Annotated in this window: 16 protein-coding genes; 7 read left to right on the plus strand and 9 right to left on the minus strand. The window is 76.2% G+C overall.

Features of this window, described 5'->3' with window-relative positions; all coding sequences use genetic code 11:
• Positions 1-22 precede the first annotated feature (22 nt).
• Genes ACI79Z_RS07435 through ACI79Z_RS07450 form a run of 4 tightly spaced genes read left to right on the plus strand, consistent with a single transcriptional unit; the run spans position 23 to position 4,636 of the window.
• Entirely contained in the window at positions 23-1,015 is a 993-nt protein-coding gene (locus tag ACI79Z_RS07435; RefSeq protein WP_387988907.1) for a BMP family protein, read from the plus strand.
• Complete coding sequence (locus ACI79Z_RS07440) at positions 1,012-2,628, plus strand: ABC transporter ATP-binding protein (RefSeq protein ID WP_387988908.1); 1,617 nt, start codon at positions 1,012-1,014, stop codon at positions 2,626-2,628. Before ACI79Z_RS07435 ends, ACI79Z_RS07440 begins: the two co-directional genes overlap by 4 nt.
• Positions 2,625-3,710, plus strand: coding sequence for an ABC transporter permease (locus ACI79Z_RS07445; RefSeq protein WP_387988909.1), 1,086 nt, complete (start codon positions 2,625-2,627; stop codon positions 3,708-3,710). Before ACI79Z_RS07440 ends, ACI79Z_RS07445 begins: the two co-directional genes overlap by 4 nt.
• On the plus strand, positions 3,707-4,636 hold the full coding sequence (locus ACI79Z_RS07450; RefSeq protein ID WP_387988910.1) for an ABC transporter permease: 930 nt from the start codon (positions 3,707-3,709) through the stop codon (positions 4,634-4,636). Before ACI79Z_RS07445 ends, ACI79Z_RS07450 begins: the two co-directional genes overlap by 4 nt.
• 39 nt (positions 4,637-4,675) lie before the next feature.
• On the opposite strand, the gene ACI79Z_RS07455 is transcribed toward ACI79Z_RS07450, so the two are convergent.
• The 6 genes from ACI79Z_RS07455 to ACI79Z_RS07480 form a co-directional block, all read right to left on the minus strand.
• Complete coding sequence (locus ACI79Z_RS07455) at positions 4,676-5,938, minus strand: D-arabinono-1,4-lactone oxidase (protein ID WP_456902204.1); 1,263 nt, start codon at positions 5,936-5,938, stop codon at positions 4,676-4,678.
• Positions 5,939-5,961: 23 nt separating this feature from the next.
• Positions 5,962-7,308, minus strand: a complete 1,347-nt coding sequence (locus ACI79Z_RS07460) for a cytochrome P450 (protein WP_456902205.1) — start codon at positions 7,306-7,308, stop codon at positions 5,962-5,964.
• 96 nt (positions 7,309-7,404) lie between these two features.
• Positions 7,405-7,872, minus strand: a complete 468-nt coding sequence (locus ACI79Z_RS07465) for a heme-degrading domain-containing protein (protein WP_387988913.1) — start codon at positions 7,870-7,872, stop codon at positions 7,405-7,407.
• Positions 7,869-8,147 (minus strand): YciI-like protein, encoded by a 279-nt coding sequence (locus tag ACI79Z_RS07470; RefSeq protein ID WP_387988914.1) that lies wholly within the window; start codon positions 8,145-8,147, stop codon positions 7,869-7,871. The genes ACI79Z_RS07465 and ACI79Z_RS07470 overlap by 4 nt, the downstream gene beginning before the upstream one ends.
• 167 nt (positions 8,148-8,314) lie before the next feature.
• Complete coding sequence (locus ACI79Z_RS07475) at positions 8,315-8,518, minus strand: cold-shock protein (RefSeq protein WP_012948522.1); 204 nt, start codon at positions 8,516-8,518, stop codon at positions 8,315-8,317.
• A 194-nt stretch (positions 8,519-8,712) separates the two neighbouring features.
• Positions 8,713-8,859 carry a hypothetical protein gene (locus ACI79Z_RS07480; RefSeq protein ID WP_387988915.1) on the minus strand — a complete coding sequence of 49 codons (147 nt, stop codon included), beginning with the start codon at positions 8,857-8,859 and terminating at the stop codon, positions 8,713-8,715.
• Positions 8,860-9,065: 206 nt separating this feature from the next.
• On the opposite strand from ACI79Z_RS07480, the gene ACI79Z_RS07485 reads away from it, so the two are divergent.
• Positions 9,066-9,890 (plus strand): alpha/beta hydrolase, encoded by an 825-nt coding sequence (locus ACI79Z_RS07485; protein ID WP_387988916.1) that lies wholly within the window; start codon positions 9,066-9,068, stop codon positions 9,888-9,890.
• A gap of 2 nt (positions 9,891-9,892) precedes the next feature.
• On the opposite strand, the gene ACI79Z_RS07490 is transcribed toward ACI79Z_RS07485, so the two are convergent.
• Both ACI79Z_RS07490 and ACI79Z_RS07495 read right to left on the minus strand, forming a co-directional pair.
• Complete coding sequence (locus ACI79Z_RS07490) at positions 9,893-10,081, minus strand: hypothetical protein (protein ID WP_387988917.1); 189 nt, start codon at positions 10,079-10,081, stop codon at positions 9,893-9,895.
• A 78-nt stretch (positions 10,082-10,159) separates the two neighbouring features.
• Complete coding sequence (locus tag ACI79Z_RS07495; RefSeq protein ID WP_456902206.1) at positions 10,160-12,565, minus strand: MFS transporter; 2,406 nt, start codon at positions 12,563-12,565, stop codon at positions 10,160-10,162.
• A gap of 63 nt (positions 12,566-12,628) precedes the next feature.
• Here ACI79Z_RS07495 and ACI79Z_RS07500 point away from each other — a divergent pair, with 63 nt between their 5' ends.
• Positions 12,629-13,240, plus strand: coding sequence for a TetR family transcriptional regulator (locus tag ACI79Z_RS07500; RefSeq protein WP_387988919.1), 612 nt, complete (start codon positions 12,629-12,631; stop codon positions 13,238-13,240).
• 1 nt (position 13,241) lies between these two features.
• On the opposite strand, the gene ACI79Z_RS07505 is transcribed toward ACI79Z_RS07500, so the two are convergent.
• A complete protein-coding gene (locus ACI79Z_RS07505; RefSeq protein ID WP_456902207.1) occupies positions 13,242-14,492 on the minus strand; it encodes a cytochrome P450 in 1,251 nt (416 codons plus the stop codon).
• A gap of 323 nt (positions 14,493-14,815) precedes the next feature.
• Between ACI79Z_RS07505 and ACI79Z_RS07510 the strand changes: the two genes are divergently transcribed.
• Positions 14,816-15,163, plus strand: coding sequence for a DUF4326 domain-containing protein (locus ACI79Z_RS07510; protein WP_456902239.1), 348 nt, complete (start codon positions 14,816-14,818; stop codon positions 15,161-15,163).
• Positions 15,164-15,188 lie beyond the last annotated feature (25 nt).

Genomic DNA, 15,188 nt, shown 5'->3' on the forward strand with positions numbered 1-15,188 from the left:
TCCTCGAACCAGTGCGAGTGCCGTGGCCGTAGCGGCCGTGCTCGTCCTCACCGCCTGTGGCGGGTCGAGCGGCGGGGACGGGGGCGGCGGCGGGGGAGGAGGCGACGGCGACGCGCCGCGGATCGCCGCCGTCTTCTCCGGCACCACCACCGACGCCGACTACACCTTCCTCGGCCTGCAGGCCCTGCAGGCCGCCGAGGAGGACCACGGCGCGGAGACCACCTACTCCGAGAGCGTCCAGGTGCCCGACGCCGAGCGGGTGCTGCGCGAGTACGTCGCCGACGGCTACACCGTCATCTGGACCCACGGCAGCCAGTTCTACGACGCCACGGTGGCCGTCGCCGAGGAGGCGCCGGAGGTCGTCTTCATCGCCGAGCAGGACACCCAGCCCTCCGACGTCCCCGACAACGTCTGGGTCCTCGACCGCAACTTCCACCTGGCCTTCTACCCGCTGGGTGTCCTGGCCGCCGGTGCCAGCCAGAGCGGGCGGATCGCCTACCTCGGTGGCGTGACGCTGCCCTTCTCCTACTCCGAGGTGCACGCGGTCGAGCAGGCGCTGGCCGACAGCGGGTCCACCGCGACCCTGACCCCCGTGTGGACCGGGGACTTCAACGACCCGACGCGCGCCCAGCAGTTCACCAGCCAGTTGCTCGCCGACGGCAACGACGTCGTCCTGACCTCGCTGAACCTCGGCGCCGTCGGCGCCTTCGAGGGCGTCGCCGACGCTCCCGCGGGCGTCCTCATGACGGCCAAGTACACCGACAAGTCCAACCTCGCCCCCGACCACTACCTGACGTCGGTGCTCTACGACTTCACGCCGATGCTCGACGAGATCCTCACCTCGGTGGAGGACGGCGAGACCGGCGGCTACCTCGGCATGGACTACGAGCAGGGCATCTCGCTCCAGCCGCCGACCAACGTCGACCAGGCCGTGGTCGACCAGGTCGACCAGGTCGTCGAGCAGCTCCGGTCCGGCGAGATCGAGGTCGAGCGCGACGTGACCCCGGTCGAGTGAGCGGCGCCATCGCGGCGGGCCCGGCCGGGGGTGCCGCCCCCGGCCGGGACCGCCCGCTGACGATGAGCGGGATCACCAAGTCCTTCGGGACCGTCCGCGCCCTCGTCGACGCCGACCTGGAGCTGGCGCCGGGAGAGGTGCACGGGCTGGTCGGGGGCAACGGCGCCGGCAAGACGACGCTGATGAACGTCCTCTACGGCCTGTACCGGGCCGACGCCGGCGACATCCGCGTCGACGGCCGCACCGTGCACATCCGGTCCCCGCGCGACGCCATCGCCCTCGGCATCGGGATGGTGCACCAGCACCTGCTCCAGGTGTCGAGCTACACCGTCCTCGAGAACGTGGTGCTGGGGACCACCGCCGGGACGGGTGGGCTGCGCGGTGCCGCACGCCGGATCACCGAGCTCTCCGACCGCTTCGGCCTGGCGGTGGACCCGCGGGCCCGCACCGACCGGCTGTCGGTGGGCGCGCGGCAGCGGGTGGAGATCCTCAAGGTCCTCTACCGCGGGGCCCGGGTGCTGGTCCTCGACGAGCCGACGACCAACCTCACGCCGCAGGAGGTCGACGGGCTCTTCGTCTCCCTGCGCGGCATCGTCGCCGAGGGCACCAGCGTCGTGTTCATCTCGCACAAGGCGCGCGAGGTGCTGGCCATCTGCGACCGGATCTCCGTCATGCGCGACGGCCGGCGGATCGCCACGGTGCCCCGGTCCTCGACCGACGCCACCGGCCTGGCCTCCCTCATGGTCGGCGAGCTGGCCGCGGAACGGACCTCCGAGGTCGCGGCGGCCCTCGGGGTCGGCGCGGTCGGGCAGACCCCGGCCGCGCCGCCCGCCGAGCAGCGGCGCCCCGACGCCGGGCGGGTGCGGCTGGCCGTCTCCGGCGTCACGGCCGACAACGACCACGGCGTCCCGGCGCTGCGCGGGCTGGACCTCGAGGTCCGGGCGGGCGAGGTGCTGGGTGTCGCCGGGGTGGCCGGCAACGGGCAGGTCGAGCTGGCGGAGGTGCTCGCCGGCGTCCGGCCGGTCCGTGCCGGCAGCGTGTCCGTCGACGGCACCGACCTGGCCGGTGCACCCACCCACCGCTGGCTGTCCGCGGGGGTCGCCTACGTGCCCGAGGACCGGCACCGGGACGGGATCCTGGGGGCGGCCACCGTCGCGGACAACCTGCTCCTGGGCGCCCAGAGGCGCGCCGAGCACCGTCGTGCCGGGCTGATCGACTGGCGGCGGGTGCGCGACCACGCCCGGGAGACCATCGACCGGTACTCGATCAAGGCACCCGGTCCCGACGCCCTGGCCGGGAACCTCTCCGGGGGCAACATCCAGCGGCTGGTGCTGGCCCGGGCCTTCGACCGGGAGCCCGCGGTCCTCGTGCTGCAGAACCCCACCCGCGGGCTGGACCTGCGCTCGACCCGCTTCGTCTACGACCGGGTCCACGAGGCCCGCGACCGGGGCTGCGCGGTCGTGCTGATCTCCGAGGACCTCGACGAGCTGAGCCTGCTCGCCGATCGGATGGTCGTCCTCTACTCCGGGGAGGTCGTCGGGGAACGGGCCCGCGGGGACTACGACGTCTACGAGCTCGGCCGCCTCATGGCCGGGGTGCAGGAGGACGCATGAGCGCCCCCGTCCTGACCGACACCGACGCGCCGGCCCCAGCGCCCTCGGGGCCCCTGGCCCGGCTGCTGCGCGGGCTCCTGCCCTATGCGCTCGCGCTCGTGCTGGCCTTCGCCGTCTCCGGCGTCGTCATCGCGGCACTGGGCTACGACGTCGTCGAGGCGTACCGGACGATCCTGACCACGTCGTTCCGCACCGGGTTCGGCTTCACCGAGACGCTGACCAAGTGGGTGCCGCTCACGCTGCTCGCACTGGGCTTCACCATCCCGCTCGCGGTGGGGCGGTTCAACATCGGCGGTGAGGGCCAGCTCCTGGTGGGGGCCACGGCCGCGGCCGGGGTGGGGATCGTCTACGCCGACCTGCCGGCCGCCGTCCTGCTGCCCCTGGTGGTCCTGGCCGGGGTGCTCTCCGGCGCGGTCTGGGCCGGGATCGCGGCGCTGCTGATGGGGCGCTTCCGGGTCAACGAGATCCTCAGCACCGTCCTGCTGAACTTCGTGTCCTTCCAGGTGCTCGACTACGCCGCGACCGAGGTGTGGCCGGACCCCGCGGCCGGGGTGGCGGCCACGCAGCGGGTCGGTGAGGGCGCCGAGCTGCCGGTCCTGGGCGGGCCGCCGGGCGTGCACGCCGGCATCCTGCTCGCGCTGCTCGTGGCGGCGGTGACGGTCGTGGTCACGCGGCGCACGGCCGCAGGCTTCGATCTGCGGGCGGCGGGGGTCAACCCGCGGGCGGCGGCCATCAACGGCATCCGGGTGGAGAAGGTCGCCGTCCTCGCGCTGGTCGTCGGGGGCGCGCTCGGGGGACTGGCCGGCGCGCTCGAGGTGGGTGGCGTGCACGGGCGCGCCATCGAGGGCATGCAGTCCAACTTCCTGCTGCTCGGCATCATCATCGGGCTGATCGCCCGGGGCAGCGCGCTCTGGGTGCCGGTGGTGGCCTTCGGCATCGCGATCCTCGAGGTGGGCGCGAGCTCCATGCAGCGCACCGTCGGGGTCCCGGCCGAGATGGTGCTCATCATCGAGGCGCTGATCCTGATCTTCCTGCTGCTCTCCGACGTGATCGCGGGGCGGCTGGCGCGGAGGGTGGCATGACCGAGTTCGCGTCCCTGGCCCAGCTCACCGTCGTGGCCATGGTCCCCTACTTGCTCGCCTCCCTCGGCACGATGATCGGCGGCCTGACCGGCGTCTTCAGCGTGTCGCAGGAGGGCGTGATGCTCCTCGGGGCGGCCGTCGGCTTCCTCGTCAGCTACGGCACGGGCAGCACCACGGTCGGCATCCTGCTGGCGGCCGGGATCGGAGCGGTGTTCGGCGCCGCCCTCGGGTGGGCGACGACCATCCTGCGGCTCGACCAGTTCGTGGTCGGACTGGCGCTGTTCTTCGCCGCCACGGGCCTGGCGGGGCTGCTGTACCGGATCGTCATCGGCCAGGGGGCGACGACGCCGCGCGTCGACACCCTCCCGCGGCTGGAGATCCCGCTGCTGCGCGACATCCCGGTCCTCGGGACCGCGCTGTTCTCCCACAACGTGCTCGTCTACCTCACCGCCCTGCTCACGGTCGGCGCGTGGTTCTTCCTCTACCGCACCCGCGCCGGCCTGGACCTGCGGTCGGTGGGGGAGAACCCCAGGGCGGCCGACAGCCTGGGCATCCCGGTGGTGCGCAACCGGCTGTGGACGGCCACCGCGGGAGGCGCGCTCATGGCGGTGGCGGGGGCGTACCTGCCGCTGGTCTACACCGGGACCTACACCGACACCATCGTCGGCGGCCGCGGCTGGCTGGCGATCGCCCTGACCTTCTTCGGCGGGTGGCGCCCGCAGTTCATCGCCCTCGGCGCCCTGTTCTTCGCGGCCATGGACGTCGTCGCGCTGCGCGCCGAGGTGGCCGGCATCGACATCCCCAGCCAGGTGCTGCTGGTGGTGCCCTACGTGGCCACCCTGCTGGTGATGGTGTTCGCCTTCCGGTGGGCGAAGGTGCCGGAGTTCCTCGGCCGCAACTACGACCGCGAGTCCCGGACCGCCTGACGTCGGCGGGCCGGCCGGCCCCCGGAGCCGGCCGGCCCGTCAGGCGAACGCGGCGACCGTCCGGTCGAGGTAGTCGTTGCGGAACGCGCCGCGCGGGTCGTACCGGCGCACCAGCGCCTGGAAGTCGGCCATCCGCGGGTAGAGCCCGGCCAGCTCCGCGGCCTCCGTGGTGAACAGCTTGCCCCAGTGCGGGCGGGCGCCGAACGGGCGCAGCGCGGCCTCGATCTCCGGCAGCACCGCGGTCACGGCGGGCTGGTCGGGCAGCCAGGTGAAGTGCAGCGCCATGACGTCGCCGCCCGACGCCGGGCTCAGCCACAGCTCGTCGCCGGCGACGGTGCGGATCTCGCTGACCTGCAGCAGCGGCGCGACCCGGTCGGCGAGCCCGCGCAGCGCCTCGAGGGCGGCGCGGCCGTGCCGGCGGGGGACGAACCACTCGCTCTGCAGCTCGTCGCCCTTGCTGGGGGTGAACTCGGCGCGGAAGTGCGGCAGCCGCTCGTGCCACTCGCCGGGGACGCCGAGCTGCTCGGTGAGGTTCTCGACCGGGGTGTCCGGGAGCATGTGCGTCGGCTCGGTCGCCGCGCGGGCGCCGAAGAAGTCCTCGGGTGCCGCCGGGTCCTCCGGCCGGGACTTGACCCACACCGAGGTGACCCGGTGCCAGTCGGTGAAGACGCTGACGCTGTAGGCGGCGTCGGCGACGCCGTCGAGGTCGGCGAACAGCCGGTCCCAGGTCATGTCGACGTAGACGGTGTTGGCGACGTCGAAGGTCGGCTGGACCCGCAGCGCGACCCGGGTGACGACGCCGAGCGCGCCGAGGTGGACGACCGCGCCGGGCAGGTCGGCGTCGTCCTCGCCGAGCACGACGACCCCGCCGTCGGAACGCACCAGCTCCAGCCCCGCCACCGACGTGGCGAGCGAGCCGTTGCGGTTGCCCGAGCCGTGGGTGCCGGTGGCGGTCGCGCCGGCGACGGTGATGTGCGGCAGCGACGCCAGGTTGTGCAGCGCCCGCCCGGACGCGGCCAGCGCCCGGACCAGCTCGCCGTACCGCATCCCGGCCGGCACCCACAGCACGCCGCCGCCGTCGTCGTCGATCCGCGCGAGCTCGACGCCGGTGTCCAGGTCGTCGAGGACCACCAGGTCGGCGGTGGTGTCGGCGATGTCGTTGAAGCAGTGCCGCGAGCCGAGGGCCTTGACCCGCTCGCTGCCGGCGACGACCTCCTGCACCTCGGCCACCGTCCGCGGCCGGTGCACCCGCGCGGCGCGGTAGGTGAGGTTGCCGGCCCAGGTCCGCAGCGGGGTCTCCACCGGTGGCACGCTACGCGGCGCCCTCAACGGGCGAGGCCGGCGGCGGGGGACAGCGCCGGGGTCAGCGCGACCGGCAGCGACTCCCAGCCGCGCAGGATGACCGTGCTCCGGCGGCGCCCGGCGCCGGCGGCGGCGAGGTCGGGGAACCGCTCGAACAGCGCCCGCAGCGCCACCTCACCCTCCATCCGGGCCAGGGCGGCGCCCAGGCAGAAGTGGATGCCGCTGGAGAAGGCGACGTGGTCGCGGGCGTTGCGGCGGGTGACGTCGAAGGCGTGCGGGTCGTCGAACACCCGCGGGTCGCGGTTGGCCGCGGCGAGGACCAGCAGCACCAGGTCGCCCTCGGCGATCGGCACCCCGTGCACCTCGGTGGCGCGCCGGGCCCGCCGGCCGGTCCGCTGCACCGGCGACTCCAGGCGCAGCACCTCGTCGACGGCGTTCGGCCACAGCGACGGGTCTTCGGCGAGCAGCCGGCGCTGGGCCGGGTGCGCGAACAGCAGCGCGGCGCCGTTGCCGACGAGGTTCACGGTCGTCTCGAAGCCGGCGCCGAACACCAGCGCGGCGGTGGCCATGAGCTCCTGCTCGGTGAGCGCGGCGCCGTCGTCGTCGGCCGCGGTGACCAGGCCGGACAGCAGGTCGTCGCCGGGCTCGCGGCGCAGCCGGCGCAGGTGGCCGCGGAACCAGGCGTCGAGCTCGCCGAGGTTGCGCTCGACCTCGCGGTGGGTGCGCCAGGACAGGCCCATGTCCAGGCTCGGGGTGGCGCCGTCGGCCCAGGCGAGGAACTGCTCGCGCATCGCCACCGGCACCCCGAGCACCTCGGAGATGACCGTGACCGGCAGCAGGCTGGCGTAGCGGGCGACGAGGTCGACCTGCCCGCCGGTGGCCGCGGCCTCGCGCTCGAGGTCGTCGAGCAGGTCGTGCGCGATCTCGCCGGTGCGCTCGCGCAGCCGGGCCACCGCCCGGGCGGTGAAGGCCCGGCTGACCAGCCGGCGGTAGCGGGTGTGGTCGGGCGGGTCGACGGCGAGCATCGACGGCGGGTCGATCGGCCCGACGCTGGGCCGGGGGCCGGCCAGGCGCAGCGCCAGCCGCAGCACCGGCGGCAGGCCCTCGGTGCGGTTGCCGCCGATCTGGCCGAAGTCGTCGCTGCGCAGGACGTCGGTGCAGACGTCGTGGTGCACGCTGACCCGGGCGAACGCGCCGCCGGCGAACGGTGCCGGCGTGCGCAGCCGCTCGTAGTGGGCGTGGGGGTCCTCGCGCACGACCGGGTCGCGGAGGACCTCGGCGTCGGGGTTGCCCGCCCGGGCCCGTGCCCGGATCGCCAGCCGCATCGCGCCGTGTGTCGCGGCCCAGCGGACCGCACTGCGCACCGTCACGTCCCCGCACCTCCGGAGTCCCGTCGTCGGCCCCGTCGCCGTCGACGGTGCACATCCTGTGACACGGGTCCCACAGGTACCAGTACCGACCCGTACTCAGCGGCCGAGGTGCGCCCGCATCGCCGCGACGACCATCCGGTGGTCCTCCAGCTGCGGCAGCCCGGACACGACGACGACGCCGACCGGGCCGACGTCGCGCACGAGCACCGGCACGGCGCCGCCGTGCGCGGCGTATAGCCGGGGGTCCAGCCCGGAGGACTCCTCGAACGTCGTGCCCTTCTCCACCCAGGACTGCCGGACGTACAGCGAGCTGTGCCCGAAGCGGTGCACGGTCCGGGCCTTGCGCGCGATCCAGTCCGCGTTGTCGGGGGTGGCGCCGGTCAGGGCGGCGGAGAACAGCCGGTGCCCGTTGCGCCGGATCTCGACCGCGACCGGCGCGTCGGCGCGGCGGGCTCCGGCCACGAGCGCCGAGCCGAGGTCCCAGGCGTCGTCGTTGGTGAAGGTCGTGAACCGCAGCTCGTCCTCCTCGGCGGCGAGCTCGGCGACGGTCGGGAAGCCGCTCACGACTCCCGCCCCCCGACGACGACGTTCCACGGCCGGACCGTCCAGCCGGTCACCAGGCCGTGGACGACGTAGGGGTCGGACTCGGCGAAGCGCTCCACGACCTCGCGGTCGGTCGTCCAGACCAGCAGCGCCCGGTCGAACGGGTCCGGCAGCGCGCCGGCGAGCAGCAGCTCACCCCGCTCGTGCGCCGCGCGGGCGAGCGCGAGGTGGTCCTCCCGCAGCGCGGCCCGCCGCTCCAGGTAGTCGTCGGCCAGGGAGTACTCGAGCAGGTACATGGCCGCCACTCTCACACGGGGGCGTGCCCGCCGGGCGTCCCGCGGTCCGGCGGTCCGGTCCCGGGCCCCGGGGACGACGGGACCCCCGCGGCCGAGGGGCCGTGGGGGTCCGGTGGTGGTGCGGCGGGAGGACGCGGCGCGGTCGCGCCGCGTGCCCCCGGTGGTGCTCAGATCGCGCGGACGTTCTCCGCCTGGGGGCCCTTCTGGCCCTGGGTGACGTCGAACTCGACGCGCTGCGCCTCGTCCAGCGACCGGTAGCCGGAGCCGCTGATCGCCGAGAAGTGGCAGAAGACGTCGGGGCCGCCGCCGTCCTGCTCGATGAAGCCGAAGCCCTTCTCCGCGTTGAACCACTTCACGGTGCCCTGGGTCATGTCGTTCTCTCTTCCGTGCTGGGGGTGTCGGTCCGGCAGGTGCCGGCGCCGGGTCGCCGCACCGACCGGCAGGACCGAGAGGAACGTCAGGCAGAGACGACTGCGGACGTCCGAGAACGAAGCAGAGGCACGACAGCGACCGGAGGCCACTGTACCGGCTCCCGGCGCGGGGGCGGCGGCCGTCCCCGCCGTCGTCACCAGCGGAGCGGGTCGGTCAGCCGGGACTGCGCCGTGCGGCAGACCCGGCAGTTCCCCCAGGCGAGCAGGGACAGCGGTGTGGTCGGGGAGCCGCACTCGGGGCAGTCCACCGGCTCGTCGGACCGGGCCCGGGCGTCGCGCATCTCACTCGAGCGTCGCTCGTGGACGGTCTCGTCGCCCCGGCAGGGGCATCCGAGGTGGGCTTCGGCGCAGCGTCCGCGGTGTGTGGGAACGGGACCTCCTCCGGTCCGCCCCGACGCTACCGGTCGCGGGCCCTCCTCGGGTGCGTCCCGCGGCCGCCGCCCGGTCCGGCGGGGTGGCGGTGCGGGTCGTCCGCGACCATCGGGCCGTGCGCTCCGGACCGCGGGCGGCGCTGGCCGTCCTCGTCGTGTTGGCTGTGGTCGTGGGCCTGCTGTGGACGTTCCAGCGGCGCCTGGTCTACCTCCCCGACGACGGCCCGCTGCCCGCCGCGGCCGTCGCGGTGCCCGGCGCCCGGGACGTCGGGCTGACCACCGCCGACGGCCTGACCCTGGGCGCCTGGTTCGTCCCCGGCCCGGCCGCCGCCGCGCCCGCCGTCCTGGTGGCGAACGGCAACGGCGGGCACCGCGGGCTGCGCGCGCCGCTGGCCCGGGCGCTGTCGGACGCCGGGCTGGCGGTGCTGCTGTTCGACTACCGCGGCTACGGCGGCAACCCGGGCAGCCCGAGCGAGGAGGGCCTGGCGCTCGACGTCCGGGCCGCGCGGACCTGGCTGCTCGAGGAGGCCGGCGTGCCCGCCGGCCGGCTCCTCTACTACGGCGAGAGCCTGGGGGCGGCGGTGGTGGCCGAGCTGGCCGTGGAGCACCCGCCGGCCGGGCTGGTGCTGCGGTCGCCGTTCACCGACCTGGCCGCCGTCGGCGCCGAGCACTACCCGTTCCTGCCGGTCCGGCTGCTGCTGCGCGACCGGTACCCGGTGGCCGAGCGGGTCGCCCGGGTGCGGGTGCCGACGACGGTCGTGCTCGGCACCGCGGACACGATCGTGCCGCCGGCGCAGAGCCGACGGGTGGCCGACGCCGCCGCCGCGCTGCACCGGCTGGTCGAGGTCCCCGGTGCCGACCACAACGACCTCGTCCTGCTCGACGGCGCCGCGCTGGTCGACGCCGTCGTCGAGCTGGCCGCGCTGACCGCCGGGGAGTGAGGTCAGCGCGGCTCGTCCGGCAGGACGCTGCCCACCAGGCGCCGGCCCACCCAGTGCAGGGCCTCGTCCCCGGGCGCCGGGTCCCAGCCGGCGGGCGAGAGGTACACCTCCCACAGGTGCACCTGGGCCTGCCAGTACCGGGTCACCGCCTGCCGGACCCGGCCCGCTGTGCTCGCGGTCAGGATGTCCATGCCCCAGGATCGGTCGCCGCGCCGTGCCGCGACAGGGGTGTCCCTGCCGGGGACCGCAGCAGTCCTGCCGGATCCGGCTCAGGGACTCGCCGGTGCGGAGGTGGTCGCGCCCGAGGTGGTAGCGCCCGAGGTGGTCGTGCCCGAGGTGGTCGTGGTCCCGGTCGACGGCGTGGTCCCGGTCGGGGTGGTCGTCGTCCCCGCCGTTGGGGTGGTGGTCACGGTCGGTGGGCTCGTGGTCGGTGGGGTCGTGGTGGTCGCGGGCGGCGTGGTGGTCGGGGTGGGCGTGGTGGTCGGCGCAGGCGTCGTGGTGGTCGGGGTGGGCGTGGTGGTCGGCGCAGGCGTCGTGGTGGTCGGGGCGGGCGGTGTGGTGGTCGCGGGCGGCGTGGTCGTGGTCGGTGGGGTCGTGGTCGGTGGCGGCGTCGTCGGGGTGGGCGTCGTCGGGGTGGGCGTCGCCGTCGCGGCCGGCGGGGTGGTGGCCTCGGGTGGAGTGGTGATCTCGGCCGGCGGGGAGGTGGTCTCGGGTGGAGCGGTGGTCGCGGCCGGCGGGGTGGTGGTCTCGGCGGGCTGCGTGGTCCGGGCCGCCGTGGCCGGGGCCGGCGCGGGCGCGGCCGTGGTGGTGGGCGCCGGCGCCGTCGTGTCCGGGGGTGGCTCGGACGTCCCGGGGAGCGCGGTCGCGTCGGTCACGGGCGGAGGCACGACCGCGGCGGAGGTGGGGGACAGCTGCGGCGCGGCGGTCCGCGGCGCCTCGGTCAGCGCGGCGGGGACGGTGTCCGGCACGTCGGTCGACCGCGTGAGGACGTGGGTCAGCAGGACGACACCGCCGAAGAGGCCCAGCACCATCCCGCCCACCAGGGCGACCTCCACACCCCGGGGCAGGCGCCGGGTCGGGACCACCCGGGACACCGGGGCGACACCCACGACCGGCCGCCGCCGTGCCACCACCGAGACGACCGGACCCAGGGCGCGTCCGATGCCGCGGCGCCGGGCCTGCGCCCGCCGGGGGGCGAGCACGGCGGACAGCAGCGCGCCGCCGAGCAGGACCGCCGCCCCGACGCGCAACGTGACGGCGTAGCCGGCGGCGAACGCCTCCCGGGCGCCGTCGGCGACCGCCGCGCCGGCGGACCCCGAGCGGCCGGCCACCTCGGCGGCCTGCGCCATGCCGGACCTCGCCCAGGCGGAGGTCTGCGCGGGCAGGTCCGCGACCGCGGGGGACAGGTCGCCCCGGTAGACGGCGAGCAGGACACCGGCGGCGACCGCGCCGCCGAGCGCGCCGCCGACCCAGCGCGTCGCGTCCCCGACCGTGGCGGCGGGCGAGCGCCGGTCGGCGGGCAGGCCCTCGGCGATCAGTGCCGTGGCCGAGACCAGCGCCTGGCCGAAGCCGATCCCGAAGAGGAACGTCGCCGCGGGGAACTGCCACAGCGGCGCGTCGCCGTCGGCCTGCCGGGACAGCAGGAACGCCCCGATGCCCATCTGGAGCAGCGCCCTCGTCGTGACCGCGCGGGGGCCCTGCCGGCGCAGCACCGGGGCGATCCGCACAGCCACGGTGGTGCCGACCGCCATCGGCAGCAGCCACAGCGCGGCCTCCAGGGGCGAGAGGCCGCGCACGTACTGCAGCCACTGCGGCGCGAGGAAGAGCAGACCGCAGGCGGCGGCGAACTGCAGGAGGACGACGGCACGGCCCAGGGACAGGCGCCGGTCGCGGAACAGCCGGAGGTCGACCAGCGGGTGCCGGCTGCGCAGCTGGTGGCGCGTGAACGCGGCCAGTGACACCGCGCCGACGGCGAGGGCACCGACCGTCGTCGCGTCGGTCCACCCGCGCACGGGCCCCTCGATGACGCCCCACACCACACCGCCGAGACCGGCGAGGGCGAGCACGCCGCCGAGCGGGTCCAGCGGCCGGTCCGGGTTCCGCGAGGCCGGGACGACGACGAGGCACAGCACCAGGACCAGCCCGGCGAGCGCGCCGGAGGCGACCTGCACGCTGCCCCACCAGGCGACCTCGAGCAGCGCGCCGGCGAGCAGCAGCCCCAGCAGCACCCCCGCGCCGGAGACCGCGGCCCACACGCCGATCGCGGAGGCGTGGCGCTCGGCGGGATGGGCGTCGACCAGGACCGACAGCGTGGCCGGCACGACCGCCGCCGCGCCGGCGCCCGCCAGCCCGCGCAGCGCGACGAGCGCGACCGGGTCGGTGACCAGGCCCGACGCGGCGGTGCAGGCGGCGAACACCGCCAGGCCCAGCAGTAGCGCGCCGCGCCGGCCGAAGCGGTCGGCGGCGACGCCCAGCGGCAGCAGCAGCGCGGCGAAGGCCAGCCCGTAGGCCTGGACCGCCCAGGTCAGCTCGGTCTGCGTCGCCCCGGTGGCGCGGCCGAGCTCGGGCAGGGCCAGCGCGAGCGATGGGGCGGCTCCGACGACCAGGGCCGAGGCGGCGCCCGTGGCGGCGAGCAGGGTGCCGAGGCCGCCCCGGGCTCCTCGGGCGTCGGGCATGCTGGACTCCAGACGATCGCCTGACACGCCCGTCTGAGGGCGGTGACCCAGGATGGAGGGGCCGTGACGGAGGTCGCAACCCCCGTGCGGCTGCTGGACGCGGCCGAGGAACTGCTCGCGACCGCCGGTGCCGCGGGCACCTCGGTGCGTGACGTGCTACGGCGGGCAGGCGTCGCCAACGCCGCCGCTGTGGGCTACTACTTCGGCGGCAAGGACGGGCTGGTCGCCGCCGTCGAGCGCCGGGTGGTGGACGGCGTGGTCGCCGACCGGGAGCGGGCGCTGGCCGGCCTCGGCGGGCACGCCGGCGTCGAGGCGCTCGTCGACGGCTGGGTGCGGCCGATCGTCGCGCTGCGCTGCGCGGGCCGCGGCCGGTACGCCGCCCGCGTGTTCACCCGGATCTTCGACCAGCCGCCGGACCGCTGGGAGGCCAACGGCGCGGCGGCGGTGCGTGCGACGGCCGGGCGGTACTGCGCCGCCCTGGCGCCGCTGCTCCCGCACCTCGACGGCCGCGAGCTCACCTGGCGCTGGCAGTGCGTCACCGCGACGACGGACTTCTACGCCATCGGCGCCCTCGACTTCGGCGAGCCGGCACCCGGCCCGGACGACGTCGACGCGCACGTCCGCCGCCTCGTCGTCCCGGGCGCCGCGCTGCTGCGCGCCGACCCCGCCGGCTGAGTCAGAACGTCACCGGCAGCGCGTCGACGCCGTACACGAACGACAGCCGGCGGAAGGCCGGCCGCTCGGGCGGCACCGCGAGGGCGAGGTCCGGGAACCGCCGGAACAGCGCGGGCAGCACGATCCGCAGCTCCAGCCGCGCCAGCTCGGCGCCGACGCAGCGGTGGATCCCGTGGCCGAAGGCCAGGTGCCCGCCGCGGGTCGGCCGCCCGGGGGCGAGCGCGTCGGGGTGCGCGCCGGCCCAGGCCGGGTCGCGGTTTGCGGCGCTCAGCGAGACCAGGACCGCGTCGCCGGCCCGCAGCCGGTGCCCGGCGACCTCGGTGTCCCGCCGGGCGAAGCGGGGGAAGGCCACCTGCACCACCGACAGCAGCCGCAGGAGCTCGTCCACCACCGTCTCCACGTCCCGGCGCGGGCCCTCGCGCACCAGCGCCGCGGCGGCCGGGTCGCGCAGCAGGACCAGGGTGCCGAGCGAGATCGTCGACGCCGTCGTCTCGAACCCGCCGGTGACGATCCCGTCCGCCAGGCCGGCCAGGTCGGCGTCGGAGACGGCGTCGCCGTGCTCGCGGACGATCCGCCCGAGCAACCCGTCGCCGGGGTCCCGGCGCTGCCGTGCGACCGCGTCGAACAGCAGCCGGCGCTGCGCCGACACCGCGCCGAACGCGCCGGCGGTGCCGCGGGCGGCGTCGAAGCGCCTGGTGGCCAGGCGGGTGACCAGCTGCTCGTCGGGACGGTCGAGGCCGAGGAGGTCGCAGACCGTCCGCATCGGGACCGGGCCGGAGACGAGCCGGGCGAGGTCGGCCGGCGGCCCGGCCGCTTCGAGCTCGTCGAGCTGCCGGGCCACGGTCTCCTCGATCGCGGGTCCGAGGCGCTGCAGGCGGGCCCGCGTGAACTCCGGGGCGACCAGGCCGCGCAGCCGGGTGTGGTCGGGCGGGTCGGTGAACCCCAGGCCGCCGACGTCGTCGGCGGTGGCCGGCCCGGTGCCGCTGAACAGGTGGCGGACGTCGGTGCTGAAGCCGTCGCGGTCGGCGAGCACCGCGCGGGCCTCCGCGGCGCCGGTCACCAGGAGCACGGAGAGGTCGAAGGGCAGGTCCAGCCGCCGCACCGGCCCGCCGTCGCGCAGCTCGGGCACCGGGTCGACGTCGACCCGCCGCAGCGGGACCGTCGCGGCGGCGGGGAGGAACGTCAGGCGGGAGAGGTCCAGCCCGCGGCGGCGGACGCGGCGCAGCGCCAGGTGGCCGAGCCGGTCCCGCACGCGCGCCGCCGGACCGCGGCGGGGAGGGGCAGGAGCGGGGGGCTGCGGGGGGTCGAGGGTGCACTCGGGAGCGGACACGGCGCCTCGTCGTCGGCCACGGGGGGTGGAGCCCGGCGGGACGTGACCTCGGTCCCGCCGGGCACCTCGAGCCTCGCGACGGCGCCGCGCGCGGACCATCGGGTGAGACCCCCGGAAGCGCTGGTCGGACCGGGGGTGTCCCCGGACGGGGGAGCCCGGGGAGCGCGGCGCGGTCCTGTCACACCCGCGCGGCAGCATCGGCCCATGACCGGTCCGGTGCGTGTGCAGCTCTCCCGGGCGCGCGGCTGGCGGAAGCCGCCGAACACCGTCGTCGTCGCCCGCCCTCGCGCTGGGGCAACCCGTTCCGGGTGGGGGAGACCTACCTGTGGCTGCCCGGCGACGACGAGACCGCGTGGCCGCTGCCGACCGTGCGGGAGCCGGGGGAGCAGGAGGACGGCAGCCGCGTCGTCCGCTGCGCCGACCGTGCCACCGCCATCGAGTGGTACCGCCGCTGGGCCGCCTCCGGCGACCTCGCCGCCCAGGCCCGCCGGCAGCTGCGGGGGCGGAACCTCGCCTGCTGGTGCCCGGCCGGCGAGCCGTGCCACGCCGACGTGCTGCTGGAGCTGGCCAACCGGGTGCCGGCCCTGCGCTGACCTCGCGCGGCTCCGCGTCCTGTGG

It is taken from the genome of Geodermatophilus sp. SYSU D00663 (assembly GCF_054050655.1).

Coding starts and splice junctions, on each gene's coding strand:
- ACI79Z_RS07480 (WP_387988915.1), bottom strand. CDS start 8,859: ATGCGCGACGCCCGGGCCCGGTCCGACGAGCCGGTGGACTGCCCCGAG.
- ACI79Z_RS07470 (WP_387988914.1), bottom strand. CDS start 8,147: ATGTACCTGCTCGAGTACTCCCTGGCCGACGACTACCTGGAGCGGCGG.
- ACI79Z_RS07450 (WP_387988910.1), top strand. CDS start 3,707: ATGACCGAGTTCGCGTCCCTGGCCCAGCTCACCGTCGTGGCCATGGTC.
- ACI79Z_RS07445 (WP_387988909.1), top strand. CDS start 2,625: ATGAGCGCCCCCGTCCTGACCGACACCGACGCGCCGGCCCCAGCGCCC.
- ACI79Z_RS07490 (WP_387988917.1), bottom strand. CDS start 10,081: ATGGACATCCTGACCGCGAGCACAGCGGGCCGGGTCCGGCAGGCGGTG.
- ACI79Z_RS07475 (WP_012948522.1), bottom strand. CDS start 8,518: ATGACCCAGGGCACCGTGAAGTGGTTCAACGCGGAGAAGGGCTTCGGC.
- ACI79Z_RS07495 (WP_456902206.1), bottom strand. CDS start 12,565: ATGCCCGACGCCCGAGGAGCCCGGGGCGGCCTCGGCACCCTGCTCGCC.